A 16,438-nucleotide genomic window follows, 5' to 3' on the forward strand; every position below is an offset into this window, starting at 1 on the left:
GCGCGCGCCCTCGTCGAGGGGCTGGCCCGGGCCGCCGTCGGCCGGCTCGTCCTGGCCGGCATCGGCACCACGCTGGAGGCCGCGCCCGGCGTCATGGTGCACGACACGCCGGGGTTCCCGGAGGAGGCGCGGGCGTTCTCGCTCGGCCACGCCGCCGAGCTGGAGGCGCTCCGCGACGCGAGCACCGGCCTCGACTGGGTGGTGCTGGCCCCGCCGCCCGTCTTCCTCGACGACGCCCCCCGCACCGGCCGTTACCGGCTCGGCGGCGGCCAGGTCCTGCCGTCCTCCGGCGAGGCGACGTTCCCGTACGCGGACTTCGCGGTGGCGCTGGTCGACGAGGCGCAGGCCCCGACGCGCCACCGCACGCTGGTCGCCGTCGCCGGCCTCCAGGGCTGATCAGCGCTGGAGGCCGGCGACGCGCGTCACGCGGCGGCGTTCACCTGGTGGCGCTCGCCGTCCGCGCCGGTGTCGTGGGAGGCTCCGGCCGCGTCCTGCGGAGCGTCCGCCGCGTCGCGGTCGTGAGCGCGCAGGAACTGCTGGAGCCCGGCCAGGTCGTCGGTGTTGATGTGGTCCACGTCCGCCGCCACGAGCTCCCGCCAGAGCGCCTCGCGGGCGGGCCCGGCCGTGTCGGGGGTCGCCCAGAAGCGCACCCGCTGCCCGTCGCGGTGCGCGGTCCGGACGATCTCACGAAGCCGGTCCCGCTCGGCCTGCGGCATCTCACCCTCGCCGCGCCAGGCGAAGTGCTTGGTCCAGTTGTCGCTGATCAGCGGGATCAGCGACGCCCCGCCGAGACCGAGGTCGCCGAGCCGGCCGTCGTAGAAGGCGTACCGGTCACGCTGGGCGGCCATGAGGTCGCGCGGCCGGTCGCCGCTGACGACCACTGTCACGGCGCCGGGCTTGACCCTGCCCCGGTGGTAGGCGGTGAGCATCTTGCGGTACGAGCGCAGCACCCGGTCCAGCTCGGTGTAGGTCGCGGCGCCGTTGTTCTTGATGTCCACGAGGAGCTGGAGCCCCTGGCGGCTGCCGGGGAAGACCCGCCCGTGCCCGGCACGGACGCGGCGGGCCAGCGGGTCGAGGTAGAGCGACTGGAGGGTGCGGCCGGGCCGCAGGTCCTCCGGGTCGTGCCCGACGCGCAGCTCGCCGTCGACGAGGTAGATGTCGGCCTCGACGCTGGTGAAGCCGTGGTCGAGCGCGTCGAGGAGGGGGCGCTCGTGTTCGTAGTCGTTGTGGGCGTGGGCGCGGGCCAGCGGCTCGGCGGTGGTCGCCGCCGCGGCGGGGGTGACCGGCAGCAGCAGGGCGCCTGCGGCGACCAGCGCGCCGAGGGCTCGACGGAACATCACGTCTCCTTACGGATGCGACAGCGAGCAGTGATCGCGTGCCACGCTATGCGGGACAGGTGTTTCCGGAGTGACATTTCGCCAAATAGGCGAAGACAGCGCCATGTGACTGGAGGGGCGGAGCCGAGATCGCCACGGCACTCGAGTGAGCCCAGGTCGTACGCGGTCGTCCTCTGGGGCTACCTGCCGGCCGACCGCGTGTTCGGCGTCGTCATACGCGGGCTGTCGCCGTCCGTCAGGCCCGCCTCCGCGCCCGGCTCCCGCCCCGGCGGGCTCCCATCCGGCGAACCGGGCCCCTCGGCCTCCTGCGCCCGTCCGTCGCCCGAGGACCGTCCGTCGCCCGGCGACCGTCCATCGCCCGGCGAGTCGTAGCCGCTCGCCTGCAGGGTGAACAGCCGGGCGTACTCGCCCCCGGCCGCCATCAGCTCCTCGTGCGTGCCACGCTCGATGATCTGCCCGCCACTCAGCACCACGATGAGGTCGGCGTCGCGCACGGTGCCGAGCCGGTGCGAGATGAGCACGCTCGTCCGGTCGCCCCGGTAGCGGCGCAGGCTGGTGTGCACCTCGTGCTCCGCCTCGGCGTCGAGGCCGGAGCTGGGCTCGTCCAGGATGAGCAGGTCCTGGCGGCGGCGCATGAACGCGCGGGCCAGCGCGAGACGCTGCCACTGCCCGCCGGACAGGGCGACGCCGGACTGGTCGTCACGGTCGCCGAAGATGCGGCTGAGCATGGTGTCGTAGCCGCGCGGCAGGGCCGTGAGCGCGTCGTGGATGCCGGCCTGGCGGGCCGAGTCCTGGACGCGTCCGCGGTCGTCGCCCGCCTTCAGGTCGCCGAGCCGGATGTTGTCGGCCGCGCTGAGGTCGTACTCCATGTAGTCCTGGAAGACCGCGCCGATCCGCTCGCGCAGCCGCGACGGGTCCGTGTCGCGCAGGTCCACCCCGTCCCACCTGACGTGCCCGCGTTCCGGGTCGTACAGCCGGCACAGCAGCTTGACGATGGTGCTCTTGCCCGCGCCGTTGACCCCGACCAGCGCGACCGTGCGGCCCGCCGGGATGAACAGGTCGACGCCGCGCAGGATCCACGGGTGCTCGTGGCTGTAACGGAACCACACGTCGCGCAGCTCGATGCCCTCGCGCAGGGCGGGCAGCGGGGCGGGATCGGCGGGCACGGGCAGGTCGGGCCCGGCCTCCACGACCTGCGTGTAGTGGCCGAACATCAGCAGGGCGTTGTGGGCGTCCGCCCACTGGCCGACGATCGTGGTCAGCGCACCCTGCACCCCGGCGACGGCGGCGACGAACACCGTCACGTCGCCGACGGTGATGCCGCCCGACGCGGCGCTCAGGATGGCCCACAGCAACCCGCCGCCCGCGACGGCGCTGCCGAGCAGCGCCATCACGCCCTGGCTGCGCAGCGTCCTGCGGTCGAGGTCGCGCTCGGCGCGGTTGATGCCGCGTACCTCGCGGAGCATCCGCCCGCGCAGGTGGTCGCCCAGGCCGAACAGCCGCACCTCCTTGGCCGCCTCCGGCCTGGTGAGGAGGTCGCCGTAGAAGATCTGCCGGCGCATGGCGGGGGTGATGTCCCACATCATCTCGGCCCGTTCGCGGCTCAGCACGAGCTGGATCCGCACCGAGGGCAGAGCGGCCACGACGATGACGGCGACCATGATCCAGTTGACGGCCAGCAGCGTGACGACGAACCCCGACAGGGTGATCACCGCCTGGCCGATCATCAGGGTGCCCACGACGAGCCGGTCGGGCGCGTTGTTGCTGGACTCGTAGGCCAGCCGGAGCGTGTCGTGGAAGGAGGGGTTCTCGAACCGGCTGAGCCCGGGATGGGTGTTGACCGCCCGGAACAGCCGGTCGTAGATGAGCAGCCGCAGATCCCGGCGCAGCTGGGCCTGGGCGTAGTCGGCCACGTGGGGCAGCACGATGACCGCCAGTCCGGTGACGGCGAGCCCGGCGGCCAGCGGCACCAGGCGGGCGGCGCCGTCGCCTCGGGCGAGGGCGTCGAGCACGAGCTTCGTCAGCCAGGCCGTGACCACGGGCGCGAGCCCGGCGCAGACACCGAGGATGACGGCGCCGGTGGTGGCCGCCGGGTTCGCCTGCCAGGCCAGCGCGGCGACGGCACGGATCCGCCGTGACGTGGGACCCGCCATCACCGTCTCCCGACGGGACCGTCGCCTTGAGGCGATGGGGGAATCGGGACCGGGAGGGCCGTCGAGGCCCGAGTGTTCAGCGACCCGCCGGTTCGGGGCATCGGAGATCTCCGTTCGTCGCGTACGAGAGGTGCGGCGCTGTGATGCTGCTCGCGTGACTCGCCAGGTGCGCGCCTCCTCGGGCGGGATGCATGACCTCGGGGACCACCCCTACCGGTCGAACTCGATGAGCACCGGTTCCTCCGTGATCTGGATGTCGTCGCCTGCCCTGACGGCCGTCTCCCCGCCGTCCAGGCGGCGCACGATCCTGGCGCCGTCCCCCGTGGCGATCGTCGCCGTGCCGGTGTCCGTCCACACGACCGCCGCCTCGTGCCGGCGGCCGGGCTCGTCGATGGTGAACTGGCAGCGCCAGGCGTTGGCCGGCAGCCTGAACGCCAGGCCATGGCCGCAGGAATGGCCGCGGGCATGTGCGAGCCAGCGCTGCAGCTGCTCCACGGCCAGTGCGGCGGCGGTAGGGGGACTGCCCTCTGTCTGGAGCACGATGGGGATCTTGCCGCCGCCCCAGTTGTAGAAGTACATCCGTTCGACGTTCAGGGGGCGTGCGTACAGGCCGGTGAGGTAGAAGCGGACCGCGTAGGCGCGGGCCCTGGCGCCGTCCAGAGCGCCCTGCAGGGGGATGTCGTACGTGGTGCCGGTGCTCCACAGCCGGGGATGGACACCGGCCTGGTGGAACGCGCGGTCGACGGTCGCCGCGAGGCCGAGCATGGTCTCCGGCGGGTCGGCCGCTGTGCGCTGGTGCAGCTTGACACCCGCCACGTCGCAGTGGTCGTACCCGCCGAGCTCGGCGAACCTGCGCAACGAGGCACGCCCCTCCGCGCTCCACAGCCGGCCCATGCCGGGGCACACCAGCAGGGCGCCCGGATCGATCGAGCGGATGATGCGGCCGGCCCGTCGTGTCATCTCGACGAGGGTCTCCATGCTTCCGCTGTAGAAGCGACGGTCATTGGCGAGGACCCACAGTTCGTACGCCTCGATGCGGCCCCGGTAGCGCTTCGCCAGCGCGCCGACGAAGCTGTCCCAGTCGGACAGCCGGTCCGGCGGTGAGGTCCGCGAGCCGCCCGGGTAGGGACCGGTAGGCCCGGCGGGGCTGGCCCAGTGGGGAGTGCCGCCCATCACGAACAGCACCGGCAGCCCGGCCTGGCGGGCGCCGTTCACCAGCCGGTCCAGGATCGACCAGTCGAACTCGCCGCGGCTCGGGTGGATGTCGGACCACTTGGTGGTGCTGTCCCACAGGCGCACCGCGCCCACCCGGAACGCCGGCATGGCGCCGGTCGAGCTGTTGAGCGTGACGCCGAACAGCGTGGCCGGGACAGGGGCGGCCGGCCGCGTCCAGCCGCCGAGATCGCCTGGCACGACGAGAGCGCGCGATGCGTGGGGCCGCATCGGCGGGTGGACCGGCACGGCCGGGCCGTCGGACATCGGAGCCATCGAGACGAGCACGCCGATGACCGCCAGCAGCGCGATCTTCCATGAGGCCGTCAACCGGCGCGTCCGACGCCGCTGCCCGGCCTCGTCACCCGGCTCGGGCCCGGCATCGCCCGGCAGGGGCCCGGCGTCGCCCGGCGCGGGGTCAGGGTCACGGGCCATGGCGGGGGCGCCGGACGCCTGCTCCTCCTCCAAAGGGCCGGGGGCGAGCAGCACCGCGGCCTCCCACAGTCGATAAAGGCGGGCCATTTCCTCGGGCCGTGCGCCGCAGACGCGCGCGATGCGTTCGATGATGCTGAATTCGGGGGGAATCGAGTGGCCCGTGCAATACCGATGGACGGTGGACTTGCTGACGCTCACCGTTCGGCCTATCGACTGGTAACTGTGTCCGCTGCGTTTTTTCAGCTCAGTCAGTAAGGCTCCCACTTCCGCGGATGTTGCCATGGCCCACCTTTGGGTCTACGGAACAGGGCGGCGGCATCGCCGGGAAGAGAGTACCCCATGCGGTCGAGCGTCCCAAGGTCTGCCGTTTCCGCAGGCAGAGGCGGCTTCGTCGTCCCAGGCTTCCCAGATCGGGCCTCGCCTGTTGTCTTCCCGCAGCCGGCCGATCAGGCTGTGCGTGCGGAGGCGCCTCCCGCAGGCGAAAGCACGCGGAAGGCCTCGGCATATTCGATTCTCCAGGCCGGCACGGGCGTGGCGCGACGCCATGGAAATGACTTTCGCGCGCGTCCCATGAATATCCGGTTCCGCCCGCGACCCTCACCCGGAACTCGACTCGGCCGGAGGTGCGACCCTCCGCGACCGCACCGTGGCCGGAACCTCACAACAGCCGTGTCAGCGGCTGCTTTCGCAGACAAGAAGGAGTGACCGTGTTACGTCAGCTCAAGGCACATGCGGCTGTCGGTGCGACCGTCGCCGCGTTCGTCGGGATGTTCGCCGTCGCGCCCCCGGCTGCGGCCGGGGTGAGCACCACGGGCCCGAGCCCCGATCCGGCGGTGACGCCGCTGGGCGGTTGTATCGGCACCATGTGCGGCCTCGTCTACAACTACAGCCCGGACACCGTCTCCGTCACGATGGACTGGGGAAACATCAACGGAAACATCCGCTACCTCTACGGCGGGCAGAACACCAATGGCTGGGGCGACGTCGACGGCGTGCACGTGGGTCCGGGGCGGACCATGCGCGTCTACATCGACAGCCGTCTGTGGGGCGGCAGGGGCGACGGCTACTACACGTGGCTCGAAGGCTGGCACAAGATCGAGACCGACGAGATCGTCTACATCATGAATCCGAACGGCTGACCTGTCCGGCCTGCGACCTCCAGACTTCGCGGCAGCCGGCCTCCGACCGTTCCCGGGGGCGAGGCCGGCTGGCGTGTTCGAGGTCCATCGGCAACCGGCCCCATGACGGAGGTGTTCACCCGGCTTTCATGGGTGCGGGCTCGGGCGTGGGTACACGTCCCGCGGAGCCCACGGCCGGACTCCGGCCGGTCGAAGATCCGGATCGCCTGGACGAGCGGCGCACCCGCGCCACCGTCACCTCGGCAGTCGGTCGGGTGCGCCGAGGATGATATGCCGTGGTTTGCCTGACTCGGACTCCGCCTCGATCATCTGATCATGGCAGACGTGCCGCGGTTGAGGAGTGCCGAGAGCTGTTACGGTGCTCATCGTGGCGCACCCGGAGCCCCTGCTCGACCTCATCCACCGCGCCCCAGCGGCCGCCGAGTTGCTGACATGGCCGTTCGACTTCGACGTCTCCCGGACCGATCACGTCGAGGCGGTAAAGCTGGCGTCCGGTGATGCGCTGGAAGCGATTGCCGGTGACGGTGCGGGTGGGACGTTCTTCCTGTGCGGGGACACCGCCGGACAGCGGCCCGTACTGTATGCCGACTCCGAAGGACAGGCCGGACTGATCAGTCGTGATCTGAGCACCGCGATCCAGCTGATCGTGAGGGTCCCGTACTGGAGGGACTGTCTCGCACACGCTTCCGGCGGTCTGGAAGCGATGCGATCGATGGTCCCAGAGCTGGAGCGGGAGTACAGCGACGACGGCATCGATCTTGACTCGTGCCGCGCCTCGGCGGTCGGGTTGCTCACGTTGGATCTCCCCCCGGCGGCGGACGTGCTGGCCCGTCTCCTGGAGACGGTGACGCTGCCCGGCTTCGTCCTGCTCAACGAATGGGGCGATACCTATGAACCGATCAGCAGATGATTCGGTGATCGTGGATACGACAAGGCCATAATGTCGCCTCTGATGGCTAGGGTCTGCGTCCACAAGCGATGATCGCGATGGAGGTGCCGGATGGCCGAGCTGATCCGCAGTGTCGACGAGGCCGCTGAGTCCGAGCTCGACCAACCACACACCACATCACCGGCCGCGAGGCCACGCATGCCTCTCGGCCGGTCCGTGCTGCGCTCGCAGTGATTGCACACCGCCAGCACCCTTCTCCGCGGCCGCCACACCCACTCGGAAGAGTCTGTCGACGGTCACGCCATCCGGAGAAACGACGAGATCCCGTCCGATCGGACGGGATCTCGTCAACGTGCTTCAGGCCATTTCAAGAACGACCTGCCGTGGAGCTATGGGGATTCGAACCCCAGACCTCCTCCATGCCATGGAGGCGCGCTACCAACTGCGCCATAGCCCCGCGAGCCGTCGCCCAGTGTATCGGAATCGCGGCACCTGCGTGCCACACCGCGATTCCCCTCGGGCGGCGACCCGCCTCCCCGCTCACGGCGTCGAACGGCCCCGCTCCTGGCCCGCGGATGACGGCGGAAGCCGGCGTAGTTCTCCTGCCTGGCGACGGAGGAGATCGCCTACACCTCGCCGTCGTCCCCGGTCAGAGGCACACGGCTGTCTCCGGGCCCCTCCCGCCAGGCGGGCAAGGGTCAGGTGGCCGGCTCCTCCTCGACGGTCCACTGGATCCCGTACGGGACGAGAAAATCGAGGAAGGCGGTGGGCTCGAAGGCCTGGGCGGGTGCGAGTACTCCCGGCTTGGCAGGGTCGGCGATGAGACGACGGGCACTCTCGACCGCGATCACCGCGGTCGACCCGTACGTGTCAGGGCCCCGGACGACGCCGCGGGCGCGGCGGCCGTCGGTACCGGCGGCGTCGAGCACGTAGGTGAAGCGCTGGGTGCGGCGGCTCTCCGCATCGGGTCCTTCGGGCAGGCCTTCGATGATCTCCGACGTGAGCGGGGCGTTCAGCTGGTCGCCCAGCGCAGCCTCGGTCAGGCCCTCGACATGCCGGAGGCGGATGTGACGGGGAATGGTCACCACCTCCGACACGGGGAAGGCCATCACAGGGGTCGCCTCCGACTCCCCGGGCAGCCTGATCGAGGTGTGGCGGGGGGGGGCGCCCCCCCCCCCCCGCCACTCGCCGTCGTAGTACGTGATGCCTCCCGCCTTGATGGCGTCGATCGTCGCGACCAGCGAACGCAGCGAGCCGCGCGACATGGCACCACCCCCGACCACCCTGTGGGTGGAGATGATCTCTTCGACGGATTCAAGGCGGTCGGCCAGGATCTGCGCCATGAGGTCCACCGGGACGCAGCCGTCGTTGGCGGCGGGTACCACGGTGACCCCGGCGTTCTCCGCCTCGGTCGCGAAGGCGTCGAAGATCTTCTTGACGTAGAGCTGCTCGCCTGAGGTGTCGACGTAGTGGCAGCCGGCAGCGATCGCGGCGCGGACCACGGCCTCCCCCGACGTGGTGAACGGTCCTGCGCAGTTGATGACCCCGTCGCAGCCGCGGAACGCGTGCACGAGCGCCTCGTGGTCGTCGGTGCCGGCCACGCGTCGTTCCGCGCCGGGGAGGCCGACCGCCGAGGCGGCCCCCTCCAGCCGAGCGAGATCACGTCCGGCCAGGACCATCTCGATGTCACGTCGTGCCAGTTCGGTGAGCACGAGCTTTCCCTGGTATCCACTCGCGCCATAAACGGCGATCTTCATGTCTTCTCCTCACGGTGCGGACCTGCGCCTTCGCTCGGCCCTCGCAAACAGTAAGGCGCTGACATGAGACGGCTGAATGCGTGATGCGCTCGATAGTTTGCATCATCGTCTTCGCCGAAATCGCCGGTGGATATAGTGGCTGCGTGGATGTCCTGTCTGACGTGGTGAGTGCGGCACGCACCGGTCGCCCCCACTCGGGCCGGGTGACCAGGTCCGCTCCGTTCGCGCTGTGGTCTCCTGCGGCGCCGTCCGCCGGGTTCCACATCGTTCTCCAGGGGACGTGCTGGCTGATCCCGTCGCGGGGTGAGCCGATCGCGCTCGGGCCGGGCGACGTGGCGTTCCTGCCGCGCGGATCCGCGCACGGTCTGGCCGACGACCCGTCCACCCCGATGAGCGAGCCACCGGAAATCTCCACCGGAGTCGAGGGTGGACACGACGACGAGACGCCGGCCGACCGGCCGCCGACGGCGGTCATGCTCTGCGGCGCCTACCTCCTGGACGGTTCAGCGCCTCATCCGCTCCTGAACGACCTACCCGAGGTCATCCACCTGCCGACGCAGGTAGGGCGCCACAGGGAGCTCCGGGCAGCGGTCGAACTCCTCGGCGTGGAACTCGACAGCGACCCCCGCCCGGGCTCGGACACCATCCTGCTCACCCTGCTGGATCTTCTCCTGCTCTACATCCTGCGCGCGTGGTTCGAGGAACAGCGCGTCTCCGGCCGTTCCGCCACCGGCTGGGCCGCGGCCCTGCACGACCCCGCCGTCGCCGCCGCCCTCCGCGCCATCCACGGAGACCCCGGCCGGCCGTGGACCGTCGAGGAGTTGGGCGCGCAGGCACGCCTGTCGCGCGCCGCCTTCGCCCGGCGGTTCACCCATCTCGTCGGTCAGCCGCCGCTCACCTACCTGACATGGTGGCGGATGACCACCGCCGCCCGGCTCCTGCGCACCTCCGACGCTCCCGTCCACACGATCGCCCAGCAGGTCGGCTACAGCTCGCAGTACACCTTCACCCATGCCTTCAAACGCCAGTACGGGTCACCACCCGGCAGTTACCGGCGCCACGCCGGCTGAAGCACAACACCCGCGTAAGGGCCTCGGCGAACAGCCGGCGAACACATGTGGCCGGTGGGAGAGGCGGGGCCGGTCAGCGGGTCACGGTGGTGCGCATGGTGAGGGTCGCGTCCTCGCGCGACAGCGCGACGGTGACCGAGCCCAGCTCCGACGTGCGCGCGACGTGCGTGCCGCCGCACGGGATCGAGACCTCGCCCTCGGGCAGCGCGCAGTGCCAGGTACGGCGGGCGGTCAGCCACCGGCCGGGCACGTCGATCCGGACGGGCGCCCCGGCGGCCACCCAGGCGGCGAGCCGTTCGTTCGCGTCCGCGGCCACCCGGTCGAGGTCCAGGTCGTCGCCCGGGAAGCCCTTCTTGCGCAGCGACTTGCCCAGCCGGTAGACGTCCACGCTGCCGTCGGGCGTGATGCGGGACGAGGTGATCGCCGCCTGGTCGAAGTCGGGGTGCCCGAGCCCGTCGCGGGCGGCCTCCTTGCGCCAGTGCCCGGCGAGGGCGGCGTTCAGGGCGAGCGCCGCCAGGTGACAGGCCGTGTGCCCGGCCGACAGCGCCGCCCGGTGGCCGGCGTCCACGACGAGGTCCACCGTCTCCCCCACCGGCAGCGGGGTCTCGGTGACGTGCACGACCAGCCACTCCCAGCCGTCGGCGCCGCGCCGTACGGGGATGTCCGGACCCAGGCGCAGGCCCTCCTGCTCGGCCCAGGCGCCCGTCACGCAGTCGACGACGGGGAGCCCGCCGAGCGTGCCCAGGTCGGCGGGCTGGTCGGGCCAGGTGTGGTCGAGCGGGTGGAACGGGGTCTCGGCGACGACGAGGCCGTGCCGGGCCCCCACCGGCACGACCCCGACGATCTCTGACCGGCCGGTGACATGACCGTCCGGGAAGGTGACAACTGTCGAATTCACGCCGCTATCTTGCCAGTCCCGGCGAGGTCGCGCGGCTTCGCACCCTGCTCGTCCTCGAGGAAGCGGTCACCGCCCGCGTACAGGCCGGTGCCGAGCTGGGCCGCCAGGACGGCGAAGAGCAGCACGTACGGCAGCGACCACCCGCCGCTCAGCTCGTGCAGCACGCCGACGGCGAGCGGCCCGGCGCCGGCCATGAGGTAACCGGCGCTCTGCCCGAAGGCGGACAGCGCGGCCGTGGACTCGGCGGTGCGGGTGCGCAGGGCCAGCATCATGAGCGCGAGCGGGAACGAGCCCATGCCGACGCCGATCAGCACCACCCACACCATCGCCGTCGAGGGCGGCGCGAACCACAGTCCGAGGAACCCCACCGCGTAGAACGCCACCAGGCCGGCCACGACCGGCCGCTGGTCGCGGAAGCGCCCGGCGACCATGGGCACCAGGATCGAGACGGGGATGCTCAGGGCGGTGAAGACGCCGAGGATGACCCCCGCCTGCCCGGTGCTGTATCCGGCGTCGGTGAGAATCGTGGGCAGCCAGCCGAACATGACGTACGCGATCGTGGACTGGGTGCCGAAGTAGATCGCGACCATCCAGGCGAGCCTGCTGCGGGCGAGGTGGCGCAGGCCGGTCCCCTGCCGGCCGGCGCGGCGCTCCGGCTCGCTGCGCAGGAGCGCCAGCCACGGGATCGCGGCGACGGCGGCCAGCGCGGCCCACACGCCGAGCGCGATGTGCCAGTCACCCGAGGCCCGCTCGATGGGAACCGTGGCGGCGGCCGCCAGCATGGTGCCCGCGGCGAGGGCGGTAGTGTAGACGGTGGTCATGACCCCGGTCCTGGCCGGGAAGTGACGCTTGATCAGCGTCGGGATGAGCACGTTGCCCACGGCGCCGCCCGACAGGGCGAGCGCGCTGCTCAGCAGGAAGACCGTCGCCGAGCCGACGACGGACCGCACGAGCAGGCCCACGCCGAGCGTGACGAGCGCGAGCAGCAGCAGGCGGTGCTCGCCGATGCGGATCGCGAGTGCGGGCGTGACCGCGCCGACCGTGGCGAACGCGAGCACGGGCAGCGTGGTGAGCAGCCCGGTGCCGACGCTGCTCATGCCGAGGGCGCCGGCGAGCTGGTCCAGCAGCGGGCCGACGCTGGTGACGGCGGTGCGCAGGTTCAGGGCGGCGAGGACGATCCCCAGCACGAGGAGCCAGGCGAGGGGCCCGGTCCGGTCCCTGGACTCGGGGGCGAGCACAGTCATGCGGAGTCAATCCTTCGGTCATGGGGTCATGGGATGACTCGCATGCTAACAGGCCCTAAATGGCATTTTATTCCTGGCACATGGTGAAGCCCCCGATCGCTCGGGGGCTTCACCATGTCCTGTGACGCGGCTCTCAGCTGCTAGAGCACCGGTCGCGGGCCCTGCGGCGGCTCGTCGCGCGTCGGGATCGGGCCGGGCGGCGGCAGAGTGGAGCCCGGGGTGCCGCCGGGAGTGAGGTCGGGGCCGCCCACCGTGCCGGGGGGAACGTTCCCGCCGGTGCCGGGAGGCACCGCGCCGCCGGCGTCGTAGCCGGAACCGTGCTGGTGCGGGCCGGGCACGTCACCGCGCCAGGCGCCGGTCTCGCCGCCGCGCGACTCGATGAACGCCTTGAAACGCTCCATGTCGCCGCGGACGCGGAGGCGGACGAGCTGCAGCCAGTCACCGGCCGTCTCGACGAAGCCCTCGGGGTCGTACTCCAGCTGGAGCGTGACCTTGGTGGTGTCGTCGTTGAGCCGGTGGAACGTCACCACACCGGCCTGGCGCGGCTTGTCGATCGAGTGCCAGGCGATGCGCTCGTCCGGGTGCTGCTCGCTGATCTCCGCGTCGAACTCGCGCTTGACCCCGGCGATCTCGGTGATCCAGTGGGTGCGCGTGTCGGTTAGCTGCTTGACGGACTCGACGCCTTCCATGAATTCGGGGAAGCTCTCGAACTGGGTCCACTGGTTGTAGGCGACCCTGATCGGAACGTTGACGTCTACGGAATGCTCGATCGTACTCATGGAAATGCTGACTGCCCCGGCGGGGCGGGCCCTAACGTCGGCGCAGCAACCAGTAGAGGCCGATCAGCGGCAGCACCAGCGGAATGAACAGGTATCCCCTGCCGTACGCCGACCACACGGTCGCCTCGGGGAAGGCGGCCGGGTCGAGCAGGCTGGCCGTGCCGATGACGAGGACGCCCACCAGCTCGACGAGCAGCGCCGCCAGCGCGAGCCGCCGCGCGCCGCGCACCAGCGCGACGGTGAGCAGCACGTAGACCAGCGCGGCGAACGCCGACAGCGAATAGGCCAGCGGCGCCTCCCCGAACCTGGTGAGGATCTGCACGGTGGCCCGGGCCCCGGCGGCGAGCGCGAACAGCCCGTAGACCGCGACCAGCGCCCGGCCCGGCCCGGTGCCCAGCGACGGCACGCTCACGCCACGCCCTGCCAGATCTGCAGCAGCCGCGCCGTCATCACCGCGACGGCGAACCCGGCCACGACGAGGATCGCCGTGCCCCACCGGCTGCGTTCGGCCAGCGCCAGGAACACCCCGGCGGGCGGGATGACGGCCTGGCCGCCGAGATAGCCGAACAAGGTGCCCTTGGACACGCCGGCGCCCTCGCCGCCCGCGACGGCCGCGATCACGACGCCGGCCTGGACCAGCACCGCCACCTCCAGCAGCGCGAAGCCGACGAGCAGGATCACGCCCATGGCACGGTCCCGGACCGCCGTGATGAGGCTCGCCAGCGCGAGCAGCAGCGACCCGGTGATGACGATCGTGGCGACGGTGGTGTTCATCAGCGCAAAGGCTATCGCCCGCGGGGGCCGCCCCCTGATCCCGCCGACCGGTCCCGTCGCGGGGACGGCCGTAGGATCGAAGGCGTGGAGAGGATCCTGGTCAGCGCGTGCCTGATGGGCCGGCGGGTGCGCTACGACGGCGGCGCCAAGACCAGCGCGGACCGCCGCCTGGCCGCCTGGCGCGACGAGGGCCGCCTGGTGCCGTTCTGCCCCGAGGTGGAGGGCGGGCTGCCGACACCGCGTCCGGCCGCCGAGATCGAGGGCGGTGCGGGAGGCGCCGCGGTGCTGGCGGGCGCGGCGCGCGTGCTGGCCGCCGACGGTTCCGACGTGACGGCGGAGTTCCTGTCGGGCGCGCAGGCGGCGCTCGCGGTCGCGCGGTCCTTCGGGATACGGCTCGCGGTGCTGAAGGAAGGCAGCCCGTCGTGCGGCGCGCTGGCCGTCTACGACGGCACGTTCCGGGGGCGGCGCACGCCCGGCCAGGGGGTCACCACGGCCCTGCTGGAGGCCAACGGCATCCGCGTCTTCACCGAGGACCAGCTCGCCGAGGCCGCCGACCACCTGCGCGCCCTGGAGGCGTGACCGTCACCGGGCCGGCGGCGGCAGCACCCTTGCGACCAGGCGGACCGCCTCGTCGATGGTCTCCGCCGCCTCGCGCTCCGACTCGCAGGCGGCGACCTCCCGGCCGGCCTCGCGCATCATGGTCGTCAGGAGCACGACGAGCACGTGGCTGCGCCGGGTGTCGTCCAGGCCGAGCAGCCGTTTGTTCCCGCCGATCCAGTCCCATCCGCGCTGCCGGCGCAGCGCGTCGAACTCGGCCGGCCCGTCGCTCTCCAGGAACAGCCGGGCCAGGTCACGGTCCTCCCAGGAGCCTTCGAGATAGGCCCGGGCCCCGGCGAGGAACCGGCCGGCCGTGCCCTCGACCGCGCGGGCGGCGCGGGAGGTGCGCTCCTGCTGGGCGCGCATGAACTGCTCCCACAGGGCGAGGAACAGGCCGGGCTTGCCACCGAAGTGGTGGTAGAGGCTGCCGACGCTGATGCCCGACGCCTGCACGATGTCGGCCACCGTCGCATCGCCGTACCCCCTGGCCAGGAAGACGTCGCGGGCGGCGCGCAGCAGCGCCTCACGGGTGCCGGTGGACCGGCCCCAGCGGCGGCCGGTCATCGGCGCTCCCAGCCGCCGGTGCGGCCCCCGTGCCGGTGCGGGCTCCCCTGGTTCACCGGCACGGGGCGGCTCCTACGGGCGGGTGATCGTCACGTCGTCCACGCCGGCCTCCACCAGGCTGGCGGTGGCGGCGTCGGCCGCCTCGACGACGATGCGGACGGTCTGCCCGGCGTAGGCGGAGATGTCGGCCGTGGCGGTGCTCCACGCGCCGTCGCGGTCGGTGGCCGCCCCGGCCTGGCTGAGCACCGTGGCCGTGCCGCCGCTGCCGACGACCCGGACACGGAGGAAGTCGGCGGCGGAGGAGTTGCTGCCGTGGGCGAGATACCACGCGAGCGTCAGATGCAGCGGCCCGCCGGACGGCAGCGTGATCTCCGGCGACCGGATCGACGTGACGCCGCCGTCGACGTCGTACGTCCCCGCGCCGGAGCCGGCGAGCCGCCCGGTGACCAGGGCGTTGACCCCGCTCGCGGTGGTGCCGAGTTGCTTGGCGCCGCTGGAGGAGGTCGGCTCCGGGTCGCCGCGCTCCCACTGGCCGCTGGTCGCGGTGTCGGTGCCGTCCGGATCGGCGGTCCAGGCCGGCGACCCGGTCTCGAACGTGTCGGACCACACCGTCTGCGGCGGCGCGGCGGTGCCGAGCGTCCACACGGCGTGCGCGATGGCGTCGGCGTTGCGGTCCAGCGCCGTGTCGTTGATGTTGGCCGTGGTGTCGCAGGAGCGGTGGTAGCACCGGTCGAACGCCTGCCCGGCCGTGCCGCCCCACAGCTGCGCCTGGGCGCTCGTCTTGGTGCCCTCGGCGCCGGTGAACGTGCCGCCCGCGGGGATTCCCGCGCTGATGAACGGCCCGTAGTCCGAGCGGCCGTCGAAGTCGGTGCCCCGGGTGGGGACGCCGATCGAGGTGAAGTACGACTGCAGGACCCGCTCCAGCTCGGCCGAGCCGGCGGGCCCCGGCCCGGCGCCGACGCCGTCGGAGTCGTCGCCGTCGTAGACGAAGTAGCCGGCGTTGGGCGAGCCGACCATGTCGAAGTTCAGGTACGCCTTGATCCTGGCTCGCTCGGCGGCGGGCAGGGTGTTCACGTAGTGCCGCGAGCCGCGCAGGCCCAGCTCCTCGGCGCCCCACCAGGCGAACCTCAGGTGCTTGGCCGGCCGCAGCGCCTGCCGGGAGACCTCGAGCGCCACCTCCAGGATCGCCGCCGACCCGGAGCCGTTGTCGTTGATGCCCGGCCCGGCGGTCACGCTGTCCAGGTGGGCGCCGGTCATGACGACGTCGCCGGGGTCCCCGCCGGGCCAGTCGGCGATGACGTTGTAGCCGGTGGCGCCGTTGTAGGTGAACGACTGCAGGGTGGTGGTGAAGCCGGCGGCGTCCAGCGTGTCCTTGACGTAGGTGGCGGAGGCCAGGTAGCCGGGGCGGCCGTGGGCGCGGTTGCCGCCGTTCGCGTCCGCGATCGTCTGTAACCGGGCGAGGTGCGCCTTGACGTTCGCCAGCGGGATGTCGGGGGGCGCGAGCGCGGCCGCCGCGCTCGCGGGCGCGGCCGGGGTGAGCGCGACGACCAGCGCGAGAGCAGACAGGAGGGCGTGGAGCTGCTTCATGGG

16 protein-coding genes, 1 tRNA gene and 1 pseudogene are annotated in these 16,438 nt (G+C 72.0%); 5 read left to right on the forward strand and 13 right to left on the reverse strand.

Annotation, left to right across the window (positions count from 1 at the left end):
* A partial coding sequence (locus CXR44_RS31965) for an NAD(P)-dependent oxidoreductase (RefSeq protein WP_425437459.1) occupies nt 1-396 on the forward strand: 396 nt, incomplete at its 5' end.
* A 26-nt stretch (nt 397-422) separates the two neighbouring features.
* Here CXR44_RS31965 and CXR44_RS31970 read toward each other — a convergent pair.
* From CXR44_RS31970 to CXR44_RS42265, 4 genes and pseudogenes are all read right to left on the reverse strand, one after another.
* On the reverse strand, nt 423-1,337 hold the full coding sequence (locus tag CXR44_RS31970) for a phosphatidylinositol-specific phospholipase C/glycerophosphodiester phosphodiesterase family protein (protein WP_101789877.1): 915 nt from the start codon (nt 1,335-1,337) through the stop codon (nt 423-425).
* 179 nt (nt 1,338-1,516) lie between these two features.
* Nucleotides 1,517-3,490 carry an ABC transporter ATP-binding protein gene (locus CXR44_RS31975; protein WP_101789878.1) on the reverse strand — a complete coding sequence of 658 codons (1,974 nt, stop codon included), beginning with the start codon at nt 3,488-3,490 and terminating at the stop codon, nt 1,517-1,519.
* Between the two features lie 210 nt (nt 3,491-3,700).
* A complete protein-coding gene (locus tag CXR44_RS31980; RefSeq protein ID WP_245899652.1) occupies nt 3,701-5,224 on the reverse strand; it encodes a hypothetical protein in 1,524 nt (507 codons plus the stop codon).
* Nucleotides 5,225-5,419, reverse strand: a pseudogene (locus tag CXR44_RS42265) (helix-turn-helix domain-containing protein); the annotation flags it as partial.
* A 425-nt stretch (nt 5,420-5,844) separates the two neighbouring features.
* Between CXR44_RS42265 and CXR44_RS31985 the strand changes: the two are divergent.
* Both CXR44_RS31985 and CXR44_RS31990 read left to right on the forward strand, forming a co-directional pair.
* Complete coding sequence (locus CXR44_RS31985) at nt 5,845-6,276, forward strand: hypothetical protein (RefSeq protein WP_101789880.1); 432 nt, start codon at nt 5,845-5,847, stop codon at nt 6,274-6,276.
* A 367-nt stretch (nt 6,277-6,643) separates the two neighbouring features.
* Nucleotides 6,644-7,186: a hypothetical protein gene (locus CXR44_RS31990; protein ID WP_101789923.1), complete on the forward strand. Its 543-nt coding sequence runs from the start codon at nt 6,644-6,646 to the stop codon at nt 7,184-7,186.
* 363 nt (nt 7,187-7,549) lie between these two features.
* Here CXR44_RS31990 and CXR44_RS31995 read toward each other — a convergent pair.
* Nucleotides 7,550-7,622: transfer RNA gene (locus tag CXR44_RS31995), tRNA-Ala, on the reverse strand.
* A gap of 241 nt (nt 7,623-7,863) precedes the next feature.
* Nucleotides 7,864-8,922, reverse strand: coding sequence for a saccharopine dehydrogenase family protein (locus CXR44_RS32000; protein ID WP_101789881.1), 1,059 nt, complete (start codon nt 8,920-8,922; stop codon nt 7,864-7,866).
* 143 nt (nt 8,923-9,065) lie between these two features.
* On the opposite strand from CXR44_RS32000, the gene CXR44_RS32005 reads away from it, so the two are divergent.
* Nucleotides 9,066-9,992, forward strand: coding sequence for an AraC family transcriptional regulator (locus tag CXR44_RS32005; RefSeq protein WP_101789882.1), 927 nt, complete (start codon nt 9,066-9,068; stop codon nt 9,990-9,992).
* 73 nt (nt 9,993-10,065) lie between these two features.
* Here CXR44_RS32005 and CXR44_RS32010 read toward each other — a convergent pair whose 3' ends face one another.
* The 5 genes from CXR44_RS32010 to CXR44_RS32030 all read right to left on the reverse strand — a co-directional run bounded on the left by CXR44_RS32010 (nt 10,066) and on the right by CXR44_RS32030 (nt 13,687).
* Nucleotides 10,066-10,890 (reverse strand): alanyl-tRNA editing protein, encoded by an 825-nt coding sequence (locus tag CXR44_RS32010; RefSeq protein WP_101789883.1) that lies wholly within the window; start codon nt 10,888-10,890, stop codon nt 10,066-10,068.
* Entirely contained in the window at nt 10,887-12,134 is a 1,248-nt protein-coding gene (locus CXR44_RS32015) for a CynX/NimT family MFS transporter (protein ID WP_101789884.1), read from the reverse strand. The genes CXR44_RS32010 and CXR44_RS32015 overlap by 4 nt, the downstream gene beginning before the upstream one ends.
* Nucleotides 12,135-12,274: 140 nt before the next feature.
* Nucleotides 12,275-12,913 carry an SRPBCC family protein gene (locus CXR44_RS32020; protein WP_101789885.1) on the reverse strand — a complete coding sequence of 213 codons (639 nt, stop codon included), beginning with the start codon at nt 12,911-12,913 and terminating at the stop codon, nt 12,275-12,277.
* A gap of 31 nt (nt 12,914-12,944) precedes the next feature.
* Nucleotides 12,945-13,325: a hypothetical protein gene (locus CXR44_RS32025; protein ID WP_180903804.1), complete on the reverse strand. Its 381-nt coding sequence runs from the start codon at nt 13,323-13,325 to the stop codon at nt 12,945-12,947.
* Entirely contained in the window at nt 13,322-13,687 is a 366-nt protein-coding gene (locus tag CXR44_RS32030; RefSeq protein WP_101789886.1) for a hypothetical protein, read from the reverse strand. Before CXR44_RS32030 ends, CXR44_RS32025 begins: the two co-directional genes overlap by 4 nt.
* A gap of 84 nt (nt 13,688-13,771) precedes the next feature.
* Between CXR44_RS32030 and CXR44_RS32035 the strand changes: the two genes are divergently transcribed.
* Complete coding sequence (locus tag CXR44_RS32035) at nt 13,772-14,266, forward strand: 2-thiouracil desulfurase family protein (protein ID WP_101789887.1); 495 nt, start codon at nt 13,772-13,774, stop codon at nt 14,264-14,266.
* Between the two features lie 3 nt (nt 14,267-14,269).
* On the opposite strand, the gene CXR44_RS32040 is transcribed toward CXR44_RS32035, so the two are convergent.
* Both CXR44_RS32040 and CXR44_RS41835 read right to left on the reverse strand, forming a co-directional pair.
* Nucleotides 14,270-14,848 carry a TetR/AcrR family transcriptional regulator gene (locus CXR44_RS32040; RefSeq protein ID WP_101789888.1) on the reverse strand — a complete coding sequence of 193 codons (579 nt, stop codon included), beginning with the start codon at nt 14,846-14,848 and terminating at the stop codon, nt 14,270-14,272.
* A gap of 72 nt (nt 14,849-14,920) precedes the next feature.
* Nucleotides 14,921-16,435 carry a M20/M25/M40 family metallo-hydrolase gene (locus CXR44_RS41835; RefSeq protein WP_101789889.1) on the reverse strand — a complete coding sequence of 505 codons (1,515 nt, stop codon included), beginning with the start codon at nt 16,433-16,435 and terminating at the stop codon, nt 14,921-14,923.
* Nucleotides 16,436-16,438: the final 3 nt, after the last annotated feature.

This window comes from Nonomuraea indica, from assembly GCF_002850745.1.
Classification (GTDB): Bacteria; Actinomycetota; Actinomycetes; order Streptosporangiales; family Streptosporangiaceae; genus Nonomuraea; species Nonomuraea indica.

Excerpts from the sequence above, each read along its gene's own strand:
- CXR44_RS31970 (WP_101789877.1), bottom strand. The coding sequence starts at position 1,337 with ATGTTCCGTCGAGCCCTCGGCGCGCTGGTCGCCGCAGGCGCCCTGCTG.
- CXR44_RS31975 (WP_101789878.1), bottom strand. The coding sequence starts at position 3,490 with ATGGCGGGTCCCACGTCACGGCGGATCCGTGCCGTCGCCGCGCTGGCC.
- CXR44_RS31980 (WP_245899652.1), bottom strand. The coding sequence starts at position 5,224 with ATGGCCCGCCTTTATCGACTGTGGGAGGCCGCGGTGCTGCTCGCCCCC.
- CXR44_RS32000 (WP_101789881.1), bottom strand. The coding sequence starts at position 8,922 with ATGAAGATCGCCGTTTATGGCGCGAGTGGATACCAGGGAAAGCTCGTG.
- CXR44_RS32015 (WP_101789884.1), bottom strand. The coding sequence starts at position 12,134 with ATGACTGTGCTCGCCCCCGAGTCCAGGGACCGGACCGGGCCCCTCGCC.
- CXR44_RS32020 (WP_101789885.1), bottom strand. The coding sequence starts at position 12,913 with ATGAGTACGATCGAGCATTCCGTAGACGTCAACGTTCCGATCAGGGTC.
- CXR44_RS32030 (WP_101789886.1), bottom strand. The coding sequence starts at position 13,687 with ATGAACACCACCGTCGCCACGATCGTCATCACCGGGTCGCTGCTGCTC.
- CXR44_RS32040 (WP_101789888.1), bottom strand. The coding sequence starts at position 14,848 with ATGACCGGCCGCCGCTGGGGCCGGTCCACCGGCACCCGTGAGGCGCTG.
- CXR44_RS41835 (WP_101789889.1), bottom strand. The coding sequence starts at position 16,435 with ATGAAGCAGCTCCACGCCCTCCTGTCTGCTCTCGCGCTGGTCGTCGCG.